The 17,389-nt window shown below is 69.5% G+C and carries 20 protein-coding genes; 8 read left to right on the top strand and 12 right to left on the bottom strand.

Going from position 1 to position 17,389, the window contains the following annotated elements; genetic code table 11:
* Nucleotides 1-35: 35 nt before the first annotated feature.
* The 3 genes from VO99_RS10385 to VO99_RS10375 form a co-directional block, all read right to left on the bottom strand.
* Nucleotides 36-1,046 (bottom strand): serine/threonine protein kinase, encoded by a 1,011-nt coding sequence (locus VO99_RS10385; protein ID WP_046112779.1) that lies wholly within the window; start codon nucleotides 1,044-1,046, stop codon nucleotides 36-38.
* Between the two features lie 2 nt (nucleotides 1,047-1,048).
* Nucleotides 1,049-1,708 carry a DUF2726 domain-containing protein gene (locus VO99_RS10380; protein WP_052736242.1) on the bottom strand — a complete coding sequence of 220 codons (660 nt, stop codon included), beginning with the start codon at nucleotides 1,706-1,708 and terminating at the stop codon, nucleotides 1,049-1,051.
* 86 nt (nucleotides 1,709-1,794) lie between these two features.
* A complete protein-coding gene (locus tag VO99_RS10375) occupies nucleotides 1,795-2,475 on the bottom strand; it encodes a GNAT family N-acetyltransferase (protein ID WP_046112778.1) in 681 nt (226 codons plus the stop codon).
* A gap of 295 nt (nucleotides 2,476-2,770) precedes the next feature.
* On the opposite strand from VO99_RS10375, the gene rplM reads away from it, so the two are divergent.
* From rplM to erpA, 3 genes are all read left to right on the top strand, one after another.
* Nucleotides 2,771-3,199 carry a 50S ribosomal protein L13 gene (gene rplM / locus VO99_RS10370; protein ID WP_046112777.1) on the top strand — a complete coding sequence of 143 codons (429 nt, stop codon included), beginning with the start codon at nucleotides 2,771-2,773 and terminating at the stop codon, nucleotides 3,197-3,199.
* Between the two features lie 9 nt (nucleotides 3,200-3,208).
* Complete coding sequence (rpsI, locus tag VO99_RS10365; protein ID WP_046112776.1) at nucleotides 3,209-3,601, top strand: 30S ribosomal protein S9; 393 nt, start codon at nucleotides 3,209-3,211, stop codon at nucleotides 3,599-3,601.
* Nucleotides 3,602-3,768: 167 nt separating this feature from the next.
* The gene (gene erpA, locus VO99_RS10360; RefSeq protein WP_046112775.1) at nucleotides 3,769-4,146 is read left to right on the top strand and encodes an iron-sulfur cluster insertion protein ErpA; all 378 of its coding nucleotides are present in this window, start codon (nucleotides 3,769-3,771) and stop codon (nucleotides 4,144-4,146) included.
* 27 nt (nucleotides 4,147-4,173) lie between these two features.
* On the opposite strand, the gene VO99_RS10355 is transcribed toward erpA, so the two are convergent.
* On the bottom strand, nucleotides 4,174-5,304 hold the full coding sequence (locus VO99_RS10355; RefSeq protein WP_046112774.1) for an anhydro-N-acetylmuramic acid kinase: 1,131 nt from the start codon (nucleotides 5,302-5,304) through the stop codon (nucleotides 4,174-4,176).
* A gap of 16 nt (nucleotides 5,305-5,320) precedes the next feature.
* A complete protein-coding gene (locus VO99_RS10350) occupies nucleotides 5,321-6,562 on the bottom strand; it encodes a M23 family metallopeptidase (protein WP_157039520.1) in 1,242 nt (413 codons plus the stop codon).
* A 352-nt stretch (nucleotides 6,563-6,914) separates the two neighbouring features.
* Between VO99_RS10350 and tyrS the strand changes: the two genes are divergently transcribed.
* Both tyrS and dtd read left to right on the top strand, forming a co-directional pair.
* Complete coding sequence (gene tyrS / locus VO99_RS10345) at nucleotides 6,915-8,144, top strand: tyrosine--tRNA ligase (protein WP_046112772.1); 1,230 nt, start codon at nucleotides 6,915-6,917, stop codon at nucleotides 8,142-8,144.
* 7 nt (nucleotides 8,145-8,151) lie between these two features.
* Nucleotides 8,152-8,595, top strand: a complete 444-nt coding sequence (gene dtd, locus VO99_RS10340) for a D-aminoacyl-tRNA deacylase (RefSeq protein ID WP_046112771.1) — start codon at nucleotides 8,152-8,154, stop codon at nucleotides 8,593-8,595.
* Between the two features lie 18 nt (nucleotides 8,596-8,613).
* Here the strand turns inward: dtd and VO99_RS10335 are convergent, their stop codons facing one another.
* Both VO99_RS10335 and VO99_RS10330 read right to left on the bottom strand, forming a co-directional pair.
* Nucleotides 8,614-9,537 (bottom strand): MBL fold metallo-hydrolase, encoded by a 924-nt coding sequence (locus tag VO99_RS10335; RefSeq protein WP_083440513.1) that lies wholly within the window; start codon nucleotides 9,535-9,537, stop codon nucleotides 8,614-8,616.
* Between the two features lie 13 nt (nucleotides 9,538-9,550).
* Nucleotides 9,551-11,239, bottom strand: coding sequence for a long-chain-fatty-acid--CoA ligase (locus VO99_RS10330; RefSeq protein ID WP_046112910.1), 1,689 nt, complete (start codon nucleotides 11,237-11,239; stop codon nucleotides 9,551-9,553).
* A 118-nt stretch (nucleotides 11,240-11,357) separates the two neighbouring features.
* Here VO99_RS10330 and VO99_RS10325 point away from each other — a divergent pair, with 118 nt between their 5' ends.
* A complete protein-coding gene (locus VO99_RS10325; protein WP_046112909.1) occupies nucleotides 11,358-12,290 on the top strand; it encodes an esterase/lipase family protein in 933 nt (310 codons plus the stop codon).
* Here the strand turns inward: VO99_RS10325 and hppD are convergent.
* The gene (gene hppD, locus VO99_RS10320; protein WP_046112770.1) at nucleotides 12,265-13,371 is read right to left on the bottom strand and encodes a 4-hydroxyphenylpyruvate dioxygenase; all 1,107 of its coding nucleotides are present in this window, start codon (nucleotides 13,369-13,371) and stop codon (nucleotides 12,265-12,267) included. The two genes, VO99_RS10325 and hppD, sit on opposite strands and share 26 nt — an antisense overlap.
* Nucleotides 13,372-13,487: 116 nt before the next feature.
* On the opposite strand from hppD, the gene VO99_RS10315 reads away from it, so the two are divergent.
* Nucleotides 13,488-13,970, top strand: a complete 483-nt coding sequence (locus tag VO99_RS10315) for an Lrp/AsnC family transcriptional regulator (protein ID WP_046112769.1) — start codon at nucleotides 13,488-13,490, stop codon at nucleotides 13,968-13,970.
* Between the two features lie 11 nt (nucleotides 13,971-13,981).
* On the opposite strand, the gene VO99_RS10310 is transcribed toward VO99_RS10315, so the two are convergent.
* From VO99_RS10310 to VO99_RS10300, 4 genes are all read right to left on the bottom strand, one after another.
* Nucleotides 13,982-14,806, bottom strand: coding sequence for an HDOD domain-containing protein (locus VO99_RS10310; RefSeq protein WP_046112768.1), 825 nt, complete (start codon nucleotides 14,804-14,806; stop codon nucleotides 13,982-13,984).
* Nucleotides 14,807-15,032: 226 nt separating this feature from the next.
* Complete coding sequence (locus VO99_RS10305) at nucleotides 15,033-15,305, bottom strand: hypothetical protein (RefSeq protein WP_232315330.1); 273 nt, start codon at nucleotides 15,303-15,305, stop codon at nucleotides 15,033-15,035.
* Between the two features lie 63 nt (nucleotides 15,306-15,368).
* Entirely contained in the window at nucleotides 15,369-15,530 is a 162-nt protein-coding gene (locus tag VO99_RS30800; protein ID WP_198156911.1) for a hypothetical protein, read from the bottom strand.
* 349 nt (nucleotides 15,531-15,879) lie between these two features.
* The gene (locus VO99_RS10300; RefSeq protein WP_046112767.1) at nucleotides 15,880-16,452 is read right to left on the bottom strand and encodes a hypothetical protein; all 573 of its coding nucleotides are present in this window, start codon (nucleotides 16,450-16,452) and stop codon (nucleotides 15,880-15,882) included.
* A 77-nt stretch (nucleotides 16,453-16,529) separates the two neighbouring features.
* Between VO99_RS10300 and VO99_RS10295 the strand changes: the two genes are divergently transcribed.
* Entirely contained in the window at nucleotides 16,530-17,384 is an 855-nt protein-coding gene (locus VO99_RS10295) for an aldo/keto reductase (protein ID WP_046112766.1), read from the top strand.
* The last annotated feature ends 5 nt before the right edge of the window (nucleotides 17,385-17,389 follow it).

Raw genomic sequence — 17,389 nt, 5'->3', positions numbered from 1 at the left:
CCTCGGGGGGCGCGAGCGAAGCGAGCTCGGGGGCGCTATTCCCCCATGGCCTCGATCTGCTCGCGCAGCTGCTGCGTCTGCTGCTGCCAGTAGGCCGCGGTGCCGAACCACGGGAAGGCCGCCGGGAAGGCGGGGTCTTCCCAGCGCTCTGCGATCCAGGCGCTGTGGTGGATCATGCGCAGCGTGCGCAGCGGCTCGATCAACGTGAGCTCGCGGCGGTCGAAGCGCATGAAGCTTTCGTAGCCTTCCAGCAGCGACTCCAGCTGCATCGACATCGTCGGCCGGTCGCCCGACAGCAGCATCCACAGGTCCTGCACCGCAGGCCCGTTGCAGGCGTCGTCCAGGTCGACCACGTGCGGGCCTTCGTCGCGCCACAGGATGTTGCCGGGGTGGCAGTCGCCATGCAGCCGCAGCTGGCGCGCGCCAGGCAGGCGGTCGAAGGCCTGCTGCGCCAGCACGAGGGCCTGCTCGCTGGCGGCGGCCCACAGCACGTCCTGCGGCTCGGGCACGAAGCGCCCGTCCAGCAGCCGCTGGCGCGCGGCGGTGCCGAAGGTGGCCACGTCCATCGTGCGGCGATGCTGGAACGGCGCGGTGGCGCCCACCGCATGCAGCCGGCCCAGGAAGCGGCCCAGCCACTCCATCACCAGCGGGTCTTCGAGCTCCGGCGCGCGCCCGGCGCTGCGGTCGCTCACCGCAAAGCGGTGTGGCGCGGCTGCAGTGCCCAGCGTGGCCAGCGTCGGCGGGTCGCCAGCCAGCGCCACCGGCACCGGCGTGTCGGGCGCAGGCTGCAGCCCACGCGGCGCGATCACCGGCACCTCGGCCTGCGCCAGTTCCAGCGCGAAGGCGTGCTCCTCCAGGATCTGCGCGTCGGTCCAGCGGCCGGGGCGGTAGAACTTGGCGACCACCACGTCGCCGTCCTCCAGGAAGACCTGGAACACGCGGTTCTCGTACGAGTTGAGCTGCAGCAGGCGGCCGTCGCCGCGCAGGCCGACGGCGTCCAGCGCCTCCAGCACCGCGCCGGGGTCGAGTTCGGAATAACCGGGCATGTTCAGCGTCCTGTGGTGCCGTTGCGGGAAGGCGGCCCGTTCTGGTCGGGGGGCGGATTGGAGCGCCGGTAGCCGGTCAAGAAGGAGTCGATGAAACCGTTGGACTCGGGCCAGCCGCTGCTGCGCTGTTCCGGCCACGGGGTGGGCGTGGAAGGGGCCGGGGCCGCGGCGCCAGCGGGCGGCACCAGCGAACGCAGCTCGGGAATCGTCGGCAGCGCATCGGCCTTGCAGCGCAGGTAGCGCACCTCGCAGGCCGCCAGCACCGATTGCTTGATGCGCTGCCCGCGTCGCGAGCGCAGGCTGGGCGATTCGATGTCGATGGCCGCCAGCACGCGGCCGCTGCCGGTGCAGATGGCGAACGAGACGTTCAGCGCACCGATCAGCTCATACCAGTAGCGGATGCGGCCAGGGTCGTGCGGATGGCAGAAGCGCACCAGCGGCAGCTTGGACAGCACCACATGCTGCGGCGAGGCTTCCCGCAGCTGGCGGTACACCTGCCGCTCCTCGGCGCTGAACACCGGGCGCGGCGCCAGCGGCCATTCGTCGGGCAGCATCGGCTGGCGGGCCGTCAGGCGCCTACGCCGCCACGCGACCACGGCGATCAGCACGGTGCCCAACAGCAGGATGGCGCCAGCGACGAACCACGGTGACGACTGCAGCATCGGTCAAACGGCAGAGGTGCGGTGCCCCACGGCAGCACGGAAATGCGGAGCGGGCATGTTAAGGCCCGCGGCCGCGCCGGCGCCCATCACTCGCTGGCGCCGCGGCCGGTCACGCCGAAGTACGACTTCACCGACGAGATGCCCTCGAGCAAGGCGTTCACCTGGCGTGCATGCACCTTCAGCCGGTAGTCGATCTCGGCGGCCTGGTCGCCCAGCAGCTGCTCCACGTTGGACACCAGGTCCTCCGGCGGCAGCTTCAGCCGCGCTTCCGCTTCGGAGCCCGAGCGCTCCACCACCGCGCCTGCGTTGCGTGCGATCTTCAGCATCGCGGTGTTCTCGCTCAGCGCATGGATCACCAGCGTGGTGATGCCACGGTTGCGGGCATGCAGCACCGCATGCTCGAAGAGGCGCGCCCCAAAGCCGCGGCCGCGGGCGCCGCCCACCACCGACACGCCAAACTCCGCCGCCGGCGGCTGGCCTGGCACCGGGCTCAGGTAGGCCAGGTGCGCCAGCGCCACCAGTTCCAGCCGGCGGTTGAACACCCCGAACACTTCGTCGTGCACGAAGTCGATGCCGTCCACGTAGCGGCCCACCTGGCTGTCCGACGCGGCATAGCCGAAGCGCAGGTAACGGTCGGCCGGATCCAGGCTGAGCAGATGCGACAGGATGCGCGGGCGGTGCCGCTGCGCCAGGGAACGCACCGGCAGCCAGCGGTAGCTCGCCGCCTTGCCGGGAGCGGCGGTGGGAGTGGCAGTGCGAGTGTTCATGGAGGCTCCGTGGCGCGGTGTCGCGTCAGTATTTACCCTAGTATTGTAGGCGGTCGCGGGACGCGGCGTTGCTGGGTGAGTCACTCAGCGCCCCGGAACCGTGGCACTGCCTTGTCAAAACCGCATATACTCGCGGGCTTCCCTCCGACGGACGGGACGTTTGCTTGCGCGCCGTGCCTGCCACGGCAGCGACTGAGAGGCCACCTCGTGAGAGTGGCACCGAAGAAGCCGACACGCAAACGAAAGTCCGTTTCCGGGTGTGCCATGCCGGCGCGCCCACATTGAAAGACCTCTCATGAAGACCTTCAGCGCCAAGCCGGCCGAAGTGAAGCACGAGTGGCTTGTGCTCGACGCCACCGACAAGGTGCTCGGACGTGTTGCCAGCGAAGTGGCACTCCGTTTGCGCGGCAAGCACAAGGCCATCTACACGCCTCACGTCGATACCGGTGATTTCATCATCGTCATCAACGTCGACAAGCTCCGTGTCACCGGCAACAAGGCCAACGACAAGGTGTACTACCGGCACTCGGGCTTCCCGGGCGGCATCTACGCGACCAAGTTTAAGGACATGCAGGCCAAGCACCCCGGCCGTGCCCTGGAAAAGGCCGTGAAGGGCATGCTCCCCAAGGGTCCGCTGGGCTACGCGATGGTGAAGAAGCTGAAGGTCTATGCCGGTGACACCCACCCGCACACCGCTCAGCAGCCCAAGACGCTGGAAATCTAAGGAGCTGAGATGATCGGCAATTGGAACTACGGAACGGGCCGTCGCAAGTCGTCTGTCGCACGTGTCTTCATGAAGAAGGGCACGGGCCAGATCACGGTGAACGGCAAGCCGGTGGAGGAGTACTTCGGCCGCCAGACCTCGATCATGATCGTCAAGCAGCCGTTGTTCCTGACGAACAACGTCGAGGCTTTCGACATCAAGGTCAACGTGCAGGGCGGCGGCGAAAGCGGCCAGGCCGGTGCGGTGCGCCACGGCGTCACCCGCGCGCTGATCGACTACGACGCGGCGCTGAAGCCCGAGCTGAGCAACGCCGGCTTCGTGACGCGTGATGCGCGTGAAGTCGAGCGTAAGAAGGTCGGCCTGCACGGCGCCCGCCGTCGCAAGCAGTTCAGCAAGCGCTGATCGCGCCTGCTGCGCATCGAAAGCCGCCTCCGGGCGGCTTTTTTTCGCCCCGTACCGTGGCGATCCTGCGCGCACAAGCCCGAATTTGCGTGGGGTCAGGCCCCAGCGCCGATAATCCGGCTTGAACGCAAGCGGTTTGACCGCATGTCCTCTTGGAAGGAGCTCCCATGAACGCTGTAGCCGAACCGATTGCCACGCCCGTCGCCGATGAAATGCCGGCACCGATCATCTTCACCGACAGTGCCGCCGGCAAGGTGAAGGAGCTGGTCGACGAGGAGGGCAACCCTGAGCTGAAGCTGCGCGTGTTCGTGCAGGGCGGCGGCTGCTCGGGCTTCCAGTACGGTTTCACCTTCGACGAGATCGTGAACGAAGACGACACGCAGATGAGCAAGAACGGCGTGACGCTGCTGATCGACGCGATGAGCCTGCAATACCTGATGGGCGCCGAGATCGACTACAAGGACGACCTGCAGGGCGCCCAGTTCGTGATCAAGAACCCCAACGCCACCACCACCTGCGGCTGCGGCTCCAGCTTCTCGGCCTGATCGGCGCGGCCAGCGCCCGGCGCCTTCTCAGGCGCCCGGGTGCCAGGCGCCCAGCACACGCGGCCCCAGCGCCCCGGTGACCTCCTTGCGGTTGCCGGGGCGTTGCTCCTTGAAGGCCTGCGCCAGCCAGGCGAAGGCGGCCGCTTCCACATGCATCACGTCGATGCCGGCCTCGTCGGTGGCGGCTACGCCCACGCCGGGCAGCAGGTCGGCCAGCCGGCCCATCAGGTGCCGGTTGTAGGCGCCGCCGCCGCACACCCACAGCTGCCGGGTATCCGGCGCATGCCGCGCCAGGTCCGCGGCGATGGGGCGCACCGTCAGTTCCGCCAGCGTGGCCTGGATGTCCTCGGGCCGGTGGCCGGCGGGCACCTCGCGGACCAGCCAGCCGGGGTCGAACAGGTCACGGCCGGTGCTCTTGGGTGCAGTGCGGCTGAAGAAGGGCTCGGCGAGCCACTGGGCTAGCAGATCCTCCAGCACGCGGCCGGTGGCGGCCCAGGCGCCCTCGGCGTCGTAGGGCTGGCCGGTGTGGCGCTCGCACCAGGCGTCCATCAGCGCATTGGCCGGGCCGCAGTCGAAGCCGGTGATGCTGCCGCTGGCGCCCAGCAGCGTCAGGTTGGCGATGCCACCGAGGTTGAGCACGGCCGTGGCCTGACCGCTGCGCGCGAACAAGGCGGCATGGAAGGCAGGCACCAGCGGCGCGCCCTGGCCGCCGGCCGCCACGTCACGGGAGCGGAAGTCGCACACGACGTCGATGCCGCAGCGCTCGGCCAGCAGTGCGCCGTTGAGCAACTGCAGCGTGTAGCCGCTGCCATCGAATTCACCGGGGCGGTGGCGCACCGTCTGCCCATGGGCGCCGATGGCCTGCACCGGCGCGTCGCCGGCATGCGGCAGCAGTGCCTCCACCCGCTGCGCATAGGCCTCGGCCAATGCGTTGGCGGCCAGCGCCGCGCGGTGCAGCTCGTTGTCGCCGGGCTGGTTGAGTGCCAGCAGCTCCTGCCGCAGGGCGGCACTGAAGGGCGCATGCACGTGGTGCAGCACCTGCAGGGCGCGGCCGCCGCCCTCGACATGGACGAGCACGCCGTCCACGCCGTCCAGCGAGGTGCCGGACATCAGGCCGATGTACAGGCCTGGCGCGCAGGCGTTGACGGGCCGCGGCATGCGGGCGGCCGGCGGCTCAGTCGCCGTCGCCGTGGTTGCCTGCGATGGTCTGGGCCAGCGCCAGCTGCGCCTTGTAGTTCAGCGCGCGGGCGGTGAAGTCGGCCCGCTGGGCGGACGACACGGTCACCGCTTCGGCGTTCTTGGCGATCTTCAGCGGGTCCTGCTGCTGGCCGTCCACCTTGAACTCGAAGTGCAGGTGCGGGCCGGTGGCCCAGCCGGTGGCGCCGACGGCGCCGATCGTCTCGCCCTGGCTGACACGGTCGCCCTTGCGCACACCGATGCGTGACAGGTGGGCGTACAGCGTGCTGCGCTCGTTGCTGTGCCGCACTTCGATCACGTTGCCGTAGCCGTTCTGCACGCCGGCAAAGGTGACCACGCCATCGGCCACGGTGCGCACCGGGGTGCCGGTGGGTGCGCCGTAGTCCACGCCGCGGTGGGCGCGCCAGGTCTGCATGATGGGATGGAAGCGCATCGCGAAACCGGAGGTGACGCGCGAGAACTCCATCGGGCTGGCCAGGAAGGTGCGGCGCTTGCTCTGGCCATCGAAGCCGAAGTAGGCGCCGCGGCCGGAGGCGTCGCGGTACCACAGCGACTGGTACGCCTTGCCGCCATTGACGAACTCGGCGGCCAGCACTCGGCCGGTGCCCTGGTTCCAGGTGATCGGCTCGCCGTCGGCGGTGAGCGCTTCGTAGACGATGCTGAAGGTGTCGCCCTTGCGCAGTTCGCGGTGGAAGTCGATGTCGGCGGCAAACATCTCCGCCATCTGGGCAGCGATCGCGTCGGGGATCTGCGCTTCGTCGCTGGCGGCGAAGAACGAGCTCTGGATCGTGCCGCTGGCCAGCCGCACCTGCGATTGCAGCGGCGCCACGGCCACGCTGCTGCGCAGGCCGCTGCCGTCACGCTGGATGCTCAGGCGGGTGAAGTGGCTAGCGGTGTTGTCCGTGGTTTCGGCCGGATAACGGGCCACCAGGCTCACCAGCTGGCCATCGGCGTCGGCCACCACCTGCACCATCTTGCCCGGCCGGCCTTCTAGCAGGCGGCGGGCCACCGGGTCGCGGCGCAGGAAGCCGGCCGCGGACGCATCGCTCACGCCCAGCCGCTTGAGCAGGCTGTCGGCGGTGTCGCTGCCGCGTGTGAGGTCGCTGCGGCTGAGCTCCAGTCCTTGCGCGGCGAGGGCTTCCAGCTGGCTGTCCAGCGGCTCGTGCAGCACCTGTTCGCTGACGATGCGCTGCGGCAGGTCCGACGCGTCGGGCGCCATCGGGGCGATGCCGAATGCGGTGGCCGAGACCCCGGCCAGGAAAGTGACGACGGCGGCAGTGATGCCGCGGGGATGTCGTCTTGTGAAATTTTCAACGGCGGTACCGACACGCGCCAGCGTTCCCAATTGTTCCAATTTGAGTTGGCGGGACGACGGGCCCCGAGATTCGTGTAGCGCCGGCACGATCAGCCGGGCCACGGGGTCGGAAAAAAGCGTCCGAAGGGCCTCGCTAGAATTGAAGCGAGATCAAGAGTCGGACGCCGTCGATAGGGACGTGTTCTCGTTGTCCTACAAGTATATCGGCCCACCCCCCCGTTCGAGTAGGCCGGACCACCGGATTTACAAGCCCTCCATGTCAAGAAATGTGAATGACGCCGTGACTTCCGACCGCGTTCTGGAGGCGCTCGCCGTCAGCAAGCGCGGTTGCGACGAATTGCTGCCCGAGGCCGAGTGGCTCAAGAAGCTGCAACGGTCGGAGGCCACCGGCACGCCGCTGCGCATCAAGCTGGGGCTGGACCCCACGGCGCCGGACATCCACATCGGCCACACCGTGGTGCTGAACAAGATGCGCCAGCTGCAGGACCTGGGGCATCAGGTGATCTTCCTGATCGGCGACTTCACCTCGATGATCGGCGACCCCTCTGGCCGCAACGCCACCCGGCCGCCGCTGACCAAGGAGCAAATCGAGTCGAACGCGCAGACCTACTACCAGCAGGCCAGCCTGGTGCTGGACCCGGCGCGCACCGAGATCCGCTACAACTCCGAATGGAGCGACGCGCTGGGCGCGCGCGGCATGATCCAGCTGGCCGCACGCTACACGGTGGCCCGCATGATGGAGCGCGACGACTTCCAGAAGCGGTACAGCGCCAACACGCCGATCAGCGTGCACGAGTTCCTGTACCCGCTGATGCAGGGCTACGACTCGGTGGCGCTGAAGAGCGACCTCGAACTGGGTGGCACCGACCAGAAGTTCAACCTGCTGGTGGGCCGCCATCTGCAGCAGGAATACGGCCAGGAGCCGCAGTGCGTGCTCACCATGCCCTTGCTGGAAGGCCTCGACGGGGTCGAGAAGATGAGCAAGAGCAAGAACAACTACATCGGCATCACCGAGCCGGCGAACAGCATGTTCGCCAAGTTGCTGTCGATCAGCGACACGCTGATGTGGAAGTACTTCACCCTGCTGAGTTTCCGCTCCGAGGCCGAGATCGCGAAGCTGAAGGCCGAGGTGGAAGGCGGGCGCAACCCGAAGGGCGCCAAGGTGCTGCTGGCCAAGGAGATCACCACGCGCTTCCACAGTGCGGCGGCGGCCGAGGCGGCGGAGCAGGACTTCCAGAACCGCGCCCGTGGCGGCGTGCCGGACGAGATTCCGGAGGTGTCGCTGTCCGGCGGGCCGCTGGGCATCGGCGCGCTGCTCAAGCAGGCCGGCCTGGTGCCTTCCACCAGCGAAGCCCTGCGCATGGTGGAGCAGGGCGGCGTGCGCATCGACGGCACGGTGCTGTCCGACAAGGGCCTGCGGGTGGAGCCCGGCATCTACGTGCTGCAGGTGGGCAAGCGCAAATTCGCCCGCGTGACGCTGGGCTGACGCACAGGTGCTGTCCGTCATCCAGCGGGTGGCCGAAGCCTCCGTCACGGTCGATGGCCGGGTGGTCGGGCACATTGGGCCCGGCCTGCTGGTGCTGGTGTGCGCCGAGCCGGCCGACACGCCCTCGGTGGCCGACAAGCTGGTGGCCAAGCTGCTGAAACTGCGCATCTTCAGCGACGATGCCGGCAAGATGAACCGCAGCGTGCAGGACATTGGCGGCGGATTGCTGATCGTCTCGCAGTTCACGCTGGCGGCCGACACCCGCGGCGGCAACCGCCCGAGCTTCACCAACGCGGCGCCGCCGGCGCTGGGTCGCCAGCTCTATGAGGCGGTGCTGGCCAGCGCCCGGGCGCAGCATGCGCTGGTGCAGGCGGGCGAGTTCGGCGCCGACATGCAGGTGCGGCTGCTGAACGATGGCCCCGTCACCATCCCGCTGAACATCAGCGGCTGACGACGCCGGCAGGGCCGGCTACGGCAGGCGCACGTCGGCACCGTCGGCCACCAGCGTGCGGTCGTGCAGCAGGCGGTCGAGGTTGTCGGCCGCGAAGTCGTCGGGCGAGGTGCCTTCCGGCAGCCGGCGCGCCAGCTCGGCCAGCAGCGGCGTGACCGTCATCCAGCGCAACAAGTCGGCCCGCGGCCGGCGGCGGTGCTCCAGCAGGTTGAACATCACCAGCGCCCGCAGTGCATAGCGCAGATGCGCCAGCGGCTGCCCGGCGAACAGCGCCAGGCGCTCGCGGCTCGCGGCCAGCGCATCGGCCACGCCGGTGAACGGCGCGCCGTGACCGGGGATGACGATGCGCGGCGCCAGCTGCTCGATGCGGTCCAGCGCCTGGCGCGCCGGGCCGATGCCGTCCTCGCCCACCAGTTCGGGAAAGACGATGGCCACCCGCCGCTCCCACAGCGCATCGCCGGAGATGAGCACCCGCTGCGTGGGCTCGAACAGCATCACCGCGTCCGGGTCGTGGCCGGGCGCGGCATGCACCTGCCAGTCCGCGCCGCCCAGGCGCAGCCGCTGGCCGTCGGCCAGGCCGTGGTGCGCGGTGAAGCGGGTGCAGCGCTGATCGATGGCGTCGAAGCTCAGCGCGCCGCCGGTGTCCCACTGGTTGACGGCCTGCAGCAGCGGCTCGGGCACCCAGCACGCTTCGGCCCCGCCGGCCAGCAGCGCCGCGTTGCCGCCGCAGTGGTCGGCATGCAGGTGGGTGTTGATGATTCGCGCCGGCCCGCCGGGCAACAGCGTGTCGACGAGCGCCAGCGTCTGGTCGGCATGGCTGACGTAGCCGGTATCGACCACCGCCGACGGCGAACCGGGCCGCGCCTCGAACACGATGTTGTTGGCCGACAGCCAGCCGCGCTCCAGCACCTGCAGCCCGAGTGCGGCGAACGCCGCCGGCACCGGCGCCGCCTGCTCAGGCCGCACGTCGCAGTTCGCGGCGCAGGATCTTGCCGACGTTGGTCTTGGGCAGCTCGTCGCGGAACTCGATGTATTTCGGCCGCTTGTAGCCGGTGAAGTTGTCGCGGCAGTAGCGCATGAGGTCTTCCTCGTCCACCGCCACGCCGTCCTTGCGCACCACGAACAGCTTCACCGCCTCGCCGGACTTGTCGTCCGGCACGCCCACTGCGGCGCATTCGAGCACCGCGTTGTGCAGGCCCACCACCTGCTCGATCTCGGTGGGGTACACGTTGAAGCCGCTGACCAGGATCATGTCCTTCTTGCGGTCGACGATGCGCACCTCGCCGTTGGCGTCCATCACGCCGATGTCGCCGGAGCGGAAGAAGCCGTCGGGCGTCATCACCTTGGCGGTCTCGTCGGGGCGGCGCCAGTAGCCGGGCATCACCTGCGGGCCGCGGATGCAGATCTCGCCCGCGGCGCCCAGCGGCACGTCGTTGCCGTCGTCGTCGCGGATGGCGATGTCGGTGGACGGCATCGGCAGGCCGATGCTGCCGGTGAAGCCCTGGATGTCGATGCGGTTGGCCGTGGCCACCGGCGAGGTTTCCGACAGGCCGTAGCCCTCCACGATCCAGCAGCCGGTGATGGCATGCCACTGCTGGGCCGTGGCCTGCTGCACCGCCATGCCGCCGCCGTTGCAGATCTGCAGCTCGGAGAAGTCGAGCCGGCCGAAGTCCGGGTGGTTGATCAGCGCATTGAACAGCGTGTTGACCGCCGGGAACATGTGCACCTTGTGCTTCTGCAGCGTGGCGATGAAGCCGGGGATGTCGCGCGGGTTGGGCACCAGCAGGTTGGTCATGCCCAGCCGCAGGCCCAGGAAGTTGCAGGCCGTCAGCGCATAGATGTGATACAGCGGCAGCGCGCAGACGATGGTCAGCGGCTTGTCGCCGAGGAAGGTGAGCGCCGGCGCGAACCAGGCCTCGCTCTGCAGGATGTTGGCCACCACGTTGCGGTGCAGCAGCATCGCGCCCTTGGACACGCCGGTGGTGCCGCCGGTGTACTGCAGGAAGGCGATGTCGTCGGGCTGCAGGCTGGGGCGCTTGAGCGGCAGGCGCTGGCCGGCGGCCACCGCGTCGTTGAAGCGGGTGACGGTGTGGCCTTCGTCGGCGGGCAGCCGGAACTCCGGCACCATGCGCTTGGCATGCCGCACGGCAAAGTTCACCAGCCGGCCCTTCCAGAAGCCCAGCATGTCGCCCATGGCGGCCAGCAGCACATGGCGCACCTCGGTGCGCTGGATCACTTCTTCCAGGGTGGCGGCGAAGTTCTCCAGCACCACGATGGCCTGCGCGCCGGAGTCCTTGAGCTGGTGCTCCAGTTCGCGCGCGGTGTAGAGCGGATTCACGTTCACCACCACATAACCGGCGCGCAGCACTGCGGCGATGGCCACCATGTACTGCGGCAGGTTGGGCATCATCAGCGCCACCCGGGTGCCGCGCTCCAGCCCCAGGGACTGCAGCCAGCCGGCCAGCGCCTGGGAGGTCTCGTCCAGGTCGCGGTAGGTCATGCGCGCATCCATGCAGATCGATGCATCGCGCGTGGCATGGCGTCGGAAGCAGTCTTCCAGCAGATCGACCAGCGACGAGTAGCCGCTGGCATCGATCTCGGCCGGTACGCCCGGCGGATAGTGGGCCAGCCAGGGGCGGTCGATCGGAGGTACCGTGGTGGCAGTCACGCGTGAACGTCCTTGAGGTGCAGTTGAACCATTGCAGACGATCTTCGGCCTTGCGCGCCAGGCCTGCCACGGTAGTTATCCGCTGTCGAACCCCATGACAGTCGCCCGGCTGCAGCAGGCGCTGGTGCTGGCCATCCTGGCCGCGCTGGTGCTGTGGAATGCCTGGTGGTGGCCGCGCGGCCAGCCGGTGGTGGCGCTGCTGGGCAGCCTGCTGCTGGCGCTGCCGCATGCGCCGGTGCTGGCGCTGGAGTTCTGGCTGATGCGCCGCCTGCACCGCGACCAAGCGGTGCCGCGCGCGCGGCCAGGCGCGCTGTTACGCGCCTGGTGGCACGAGGTGGCCTGCGGCGTGGCGGTGTTCGGCTGGCGCCAGCCTTTCCGCAGCCGGGCCGAGCCCGACCACCTGGAGGCCGGGGCACAGGGCCGCACGGCGGTGGTGCTGGTGCACGGCTTCATGTGCAACCGCGCGATGTGGAACCCGTGGATGCGCCGCCTGCGTGCCGCCGGCCATCCATTTGTGGCGGTGACGCTGGGCCCGCCGTGGGCGCCCGTCGAGCACCATGCGCCGGCGCTGCAGCAGGCGGTGCAGCGGGCCCGGCAGGCCACCGGCCGGCCGCCGCTGGTGGTGGCGCACAGCATGGGCGGGCTGGTCGTGCGGGCCTGGCTGCGCTCGATCGCCGCGCTGCATGCCGACCCGGTGGCCGAGTGCACGGCCGGCATCGTCACCATCGCGACGCCGCACGGTGGCACCTGGCTGGCGCGCTTCGGCCGGGCGGCCAATGCGCGGCAGATGCGGCTGGGCAGCGCCTGGCTGGCTGAGCTGCAGGCCGCCGAACGACCGGCCTGGGCAGCCGGCTTCACCTGCTTCCATAGCAACTGCGACAACGTGGTGTTCCCCGTCAGCGCGGCCGTGCTGCCGGGTGCGGACAACCGGCTGGTGCCTGGCATGGCGCATGTGCAGCTGCTGGGCCACCCCGCCGTGTTGGGCGAGGTGCTGCGCCGGCTTACACCGCCGCCTTGTCGGTCTTGAGCACGCCGCGGCGCATCTGGTCGAGCTCGATGCTCTCGAACAGCGCCTTGAAGTTGCCTTCGCCGAAGCCCTGGTCGCCCTTGCGCTGGATGAATTCGAAGAAGATGGGGCCGAGCTGGTTCTCGCTGAAGATCTGCAGCAGCAGCTCGCCTGGCTTGCCGTCCACCAGGATCTTGCGCTTCTTCAGCTCGGCCACGTCCTCGCCGTGGCCCGGGATGCGCTTGTCGATCAGCTCGTAGTAGGTGTCGATCGTGTCCAGCAGCTTCACGCCGCTGGCGCGCAGGGCATCCACCGTCTGGTACAGGTCGCGCGCGCCCATGGCAATGTGCTGGATGCCCTCGCCGTGGTAGTGGTCCAGGTACTCCTGGATCTGGCCCGGGGTGTCGTTGCCCTCCTCGTTGATGGGGATGCGGATCTTTCCGCAGGGGCTGGTCAGCGCCTTGCTCTTGACGCCCGTCACCTGGCCTTCGATGTCGAAGTAGCGGATCTCGCGGAAGTTGAACAGCCGCTCGTAGAACTCGGCCCATTCGTTCATGCGGCCGCGGTGCACGTTGTGCGTGAGGTGGTCGATGTACTGCAGGCCGTGGCCCGCCGGGTTCAGCTCGGCGCCGGGCAGCGGCTCGAAGTCGACGTCGAAGAAGCCGATGTTGCCGATGTCGCCCTCCTTCGCACCGTTCTTGCCGCGCCAGCGGTCCACCAGGTAGATCAGCGAATCGCCGATGCCCTTGATGGCCGGGATGTTGAGCTGGCCCGGGCCGGCCTGGTCGGCAAAGCCCCAGGCGCCCAGCGAGGTGGCGCGCTCGTAGGCGGCCTTGGCGTCCTGCACGCGGAAGGCGATGGCGCACACGCTGGGGCCGTGCAGGCGCGCGAAGCGCTGGGCGAAGGAATCGGGCTCCGCGTTCAGGATGAAGTTGATCTCGCCCTGGCGGTACAGCGTCACCTTCTTGTAGCGGTGTTTGGCGATCGGCTTGAAGCCCATGCGCTCGAACACCTGGCCCATCGCGGCCGGGTCGGGCGCGGCGTATTCGATGAACTCGAAGCCGTCGGTGCCCATCGGGTTGTCCCAGGGAGTGAACTGCATGGCGTGTCTCCGTTGCGGTGTGGCTGCTTCCACTGTAGGAGGCGGTGCACGCAAGCTTCCTGCAAAGTACCGCAGGGCGGCTTATGCTTTTGCAGGAAACCTGCGTGGAGAGGACCATGAAGACCGAAGACGCGCTCGACAGCCTGGATCGGCGCATTCTTCGCGCGCTGCAAGCCCAGGGCCGCATGACCTATGACGAACTCGCGGCCGAGGTGGGGCTGTCGGCCTCGGCGGCGCTGCGGCGGGTCAAGCGGCTGGAGGAAGCGGGCGTGATCGCCGGCTACGTGGCGCTGGTGCGCGCCGAAGCGGTGGGCCTGGGCCTGACGGCCTACGTGAACGTGCGGCTGGAAAAGCAGTCCGAGAGCTCCAAGCGCAACCCGATGGACCTGTTCCGCGCCGCGGTGCAGGCCTGGCCCGAGGTGGTGGAGTGCGTGTCGCTCACCGGCGAGATGGACTACCTGCTGCGCGTGCTGGTGGCCGACATGGCGCACTACGCCCGCTTCATCGCCGACACGCTGCTCAAGCACCCGAGCGTGCAGGACTGCAAGACCAGCTTCGTGCTCGACCGAGTGAAGGCCACGACCGCCGTGCCGCTCTAGCGCCCGGGCGGTCAGTCGTCGATCTCGTGCAGCAGGGCCAGGGTCGATTCGTTGTTCAACCGCAGCAGCTGCGCGATGTCGCTCAGGTCGTCGGGCAGCGCGGCATTCGCCCAGCCCTGCGCCGAGTGACGCGCCACCCGCACCGCCAGCCGCACGTTGCGCACGGAAGGCGTGTCGGCGCCGTGCTCCGCATCGAGCTGCAGCAGCAGGTCGGGCAGGCTCCAGGCCTTCATCAGCGCCTGCTGTACCTCGCACAGCGCCACGCCCAGCACCTGCTGCTGCGCCATGGCCGAACGCAGCGTGCCGTCGGCCTGCTGGCGGCGAGCGATCTCCAGTGCCAGGCGCGGCGCATGGCACCAAAGCAGCATCTCGGCCAGGTCGTGCAGCAGCGCGGCCTCGCGGATGACCATGGCGTCGTGGTCCAGGCGCTGCACCGCGAAGCCGAGCGCGAAGCGCGCGGCGCGGTGGGCGCGCGAGAGCACCCGGCGCAGGCCTTCCAGCGCACCGGGCACGGCCTGCAGCCGGTCTTCCACCGTCGGCAGCTGGCCGAAGGTGCGGAAGAACGGCGGCACGCCCATCAGCACCAGGGCGGCGGTCAGCGTCTCGATGCCGGTGTCGCGCCGGTGGTGGCGGCCCACGTGGGCCAGCACCCGCACGGTGAGAAAGGGGTCGTCGCCGAGTGCTTCGGCCAGGGTGTGGGCATCCACCGCGTCTTCATTGGCGGCAAAGGCCTCGATCTGGTCGGCGCTGTCGGCCAGCACCGGCACCGGGGCATCGCGGAAATGCGCCACCCAGGCATCCAGGGTGGGCAGGGGGTTGTCCAGCAGGGGCGGCATGGGCGACGAGGCTACGGCAAACGCCCCCCGGGCGATCAAGGGAGCTGACCGGGGAATCGGCATTTGCCGTCGGCATCACACCCGGGCTTACCCGCTGCGGCGGACACCGCCGGACAGGCCGCGGACGGCCCGCCGGCGTCCGCCGCCATCACGGTGGCGGCCAGCAGCGATGCGGCCATCACCGCGGCCGTGACCCACACGGCGCGTTGGTTGGAGCTGCCGCGCATCACAGCCTCGTCACGCCGGGCAGGTGCCCGACCAGGTGGCCGTCGAGGTACAGCGCGCCTTCCGGCGCCCCGGCTTCGGCGTAGAACTCCAGGCGGGCATCCGCCATCGGTCGCGGGCGCTGCGGCCGCGGCAGGGTCAGGGCGCGTGCGGCGCGGGCCAGCTGGCGGCTGGCCTGCAGCATCGCGGCCGCCAGCAGGCGGCAGGGCAGGCTGGGTCGGTACAGGGATGGGCTGGCCTCCAGGGCCGGCCAGTGCAGGCTGGGCTGCGACATGGTGAATCTCCTTGGCGGCGCCGGCCTGCCGCAGCCTGCGGCGGTGCCGGTCGCCCTGTCAGTTCATGGGCTGGGCGGTTTCATGCGGTCGAGGTCGCGGCGCAGGTCGCGGCGGCCTTGCTGGCGCATCGCCCCGGCGCCGGGGCGGTGGGCGCCGGCCCGACGGGCGCGGGCGGCCAGGGCCAGCGGATTGCGGGGGCGTGGGACATGGAGGGTGATCTTCATGGGGTGGCTCCTGAAGTGGCCGGACGGACAAGTGCCGGACTGGAAAGGCAAACGGCCCGGATGCGGGATGCAGCCGGGCCGTGGCAGGTGAGGAACGCCGACGTTTCAGCGTCGGCGGCACACCGGCCGCGCCCGGGCAGGGCGGCGAGGGAACGCAGGGGCGGACTGCTCGGGCAGCAAGGCGCTGGACATGTCGCTCCTGTCGTTCAAGGTGGGGAATGAGGTTTCGCCGGCTGCGCGATGCGCTGCAGCCGGCTTGCTGCGCATGATAAACAAACGATTATCTTGCGCAAGAGTCTTCATCCCTAAGCTTAGGGGTGCGTTGCGCACCGGCATCGTCGGCCGCGGCTCAGCGCTTCTTCGGCTTGAGCGGCGCCACGCCGGTCTGGGTCTTCAGCCACAGCGCATGGGCATCGTCGGGCGCTGCGCGCTTGACGGCGGGCGGCGGTGGGGCGGCCGGCGAAGGCACCAGCACTTCACCCAGGAGATCAAGCAATCTTGCCCTGGCGCGCTGCGGATGGCGCCGGTAATAGGTGAGCACCAGGCCGACGATGAAGCGTTCGTCGTCGTCGCGCGGCAGGCGGGTGTCGTCCGGCGCAGAGGCGGCCGGGGCGGCAGCATGGACTGCCAGGCTGGGTGCGGGCGCGTCGCTCGGCGCGTCGCGCGGCTGGTCCATCCACAGCGGCGGCTTGTGGCAGAGCTGCTCGAACTGCCGCGCCAGGCGGTCGCCGATCTGGCGTGAACGGCTCTTGATCTGGCTCCAGTAGCTGGGCTGGATCTGCAGGCGCTCGGCGAAACGGCGCTCCAGGCCGCGCAGGGTGGCGGCATCGGCGTGCTTGACGGTGGCTCGCACGAACTCGTCGAACAGCACCAGGGCGTTGTCGAGCCGGATCTGCGCGACATCGCGGGGACGGTTGGACATGCGGGGATGATAAAGGCGGCTTCACCTGCACCTGCGGCCTACACTGGCCTGCTTCAACCCCGTACGGATGGATCGCGATGCGTGAAGTGACGCTGCCGGCCGGCGACAAGCTGCCCGCCCTCGGGCTGGGCACCTGGAAGATGGGCGAACAGGCGCGCCAGCAGCCGGCCGAGGTGGCCGCCGTGCGACGCGCCCTGGAGATCGGATACCGCCTGATCGACACCGCCGAGATGTATGGCGAAGGCGGTGCCGAGACCGTGGTGGGCCAGGCGCTGGCCGAGGCGCTGCGCGCCGGCACCGTGACGCGGCAGGACGTCTTCCTCGTCAGCAAGGTGTACCCGCACAACGCCAGCCGCGCCGGGGTGCAGGCGGCGTGTGAGCGCAGCCTGAAGCGCATGGGCATCGACACCATCGACCTCTACCTGCTGCACTGGCGCGGCGGCGTGCCGCTGGCCGAGACGCTGGCGGGTTTCCAGGCGCTGCAGCAGCGCGGCTGGATCCGCCGCTGGGGCGTGAGCAATTTCGACCGTGACGACCTGCTGGAGCTGGCCGCGCTGCCGGGCGGCGACGAGTGCGCGGCCAACCAGGTGTATTACTCGCTCAGCCAGCGCGGCATCGAATTCGACGTGGCGCCCTGGCAGCGCCAGCGCGGCATGCCGGTGATGGCGTATTCGCCGATCGACCAGGGCGCGCTGGCCGAGCAGCCCGGGCTGGACGAGATCGCCGCCCGCCATGCCGCCACGCCGGCCCAGGTGGCGCTGGCCTGGCTGATGGCCCAGCCGGGCACCATCGCCATTCCGAAGGCGGTGCGTGAAGCGCACCTGCATGAGAACCTGGCGGCCGCCGGCATCACGCTCAGCGCCGACGACCTGGCCCAGCTCGACCTGCTGTTTCCCCCGCCGCGGCGCAAGCAGCCGCTGGCGATGCTGTAACCCAA

The organism is Aquincola tertiaricarbonis, assembly GCF_000969605.1.
GTDB lineage: Bacteria > Pseudomonadota > Gammaproteobacteria > Burkholderiales > Burkholderiaceae_C > Aquincola > Aquincola tertiaricarbonis.
The sequence above is the reverse complement of the archived record's forward strand: the minus strand, read 5'-3'. Positions and strand labels throughout refer to the sequence as shown.

Coding starts and splice junctions, on each gene's coding strand:
- hppD (WP_046112770.1), bottom strand. CDS start 13,371: ATGCAGTTCACTCCCTGGGACAACCCGATGGGCACCGACGGCTTCGAG.
- VO99_RS10375 (WP_046112778.1), bottom strand. CDS start 2,475: ATGAACACTCGCACTGCCACTCCCACCGCCGCTCCCGGCAAGGCGGCG.
- VO99_RS10385 (WP_046112779.1), bottom strand. CDS start 1,046: ATGCCCGGTTATTCCGAACTCGACCCCGGCGCGGTGCTGGAGGCGCTG.
- rplM (WP_046112777.1), top strand. CDS start 2,771: ATGAAGACCTTCAGCGCCAAGCCGGCCGAAGTGAAGCACGAGTGGCTT.
- tyrS (WP_046112772.1), top strand. CDS start 6,915: ATGTCAAGAAATGTGAATGACGCCGTGACTTCCGACCGCGTTCTGGAG.
- erpA (WP_046112775.1), top strand. CDS start 3,769: ATGAACGCTGTAGCCGAACCGATTGCCACGCCCGTCGCCGATGAAATG.
- VO99_RS10355 (WP_046112774.1), bottom strand. CDS start 5,304: ATGCCGCGGCCCGTCAACGCCTGCGCGCCAGGCCTGTACATCGGCCTG.
- VO99_RS10300 (WP_046112767.1), bottom strand. CDS start 16,452: ATGTCCAACCGTCCCCGCGATGTCGCGCAGATCCGGCTCGACAACGCC.
- VO99_RS10310 (WP_046112768.1), bottom strand. CDS start 14,806: ATGCCGCCCCTGCTGGACAACCCCCTGCCCACCCTGGATGCCTGGGTG.
- VO99_RS10350 (WP_157039520.1), bottom strand. CDS start 6,562: ATGGCGCCCGACGCGTCGGACCTGCCGCAGCGCATCGTCAGCGAACAG.
- VO99_RS10315 (WP_046112769.1), top strand. CDS start 13,488: ATGAAGACCGAAGACGCGCTCGACAGCCTGGATCGGCGCATTCTTCGC.
- VO99_RS10325 (WP_046112909.1), top strand. CDS start 11,358: ATGACAGTCGCCCGGCTGCAGCAGGCGCTGGTGCTGGCCATCCTGGCC.
- VO99_RS30800 (WP_198156911.1), bottom strand. CDS start 15,530: ATGAAGATCACCCTCCATGTCCCACGCCCCCGCAATCCGCTGGCCCTG.
- VO99_RS10295 (WP_046112766.1), top strand. CDS start 16,530: ATGCGTGAAGTGACGCTGCCGGCCGGCGACAAGCTGCCCGCCCTCGGG.
- VO99_RS10380 (WP_052736242.1), bottom strand. CDS start 1,708: ATGCTGCAGTCGTCACCGTGGTTCGTCGCTGGCGCCATCCTGCTGTTG.
- rpsI (WP_046112776.1), top strand. CDS start 3,209: ATGATCGGCAATTGGAACTACGGAACGGGCCGTCGCAAGTCGTCTGTC.
- VO99_RS10305 (WP_232315330.1), bottom strand. CDS start 15,305: ATGTCGCAGCCCAGCCTGCACTGGCCGGCCCTGGAGGCCAGCCCATCC.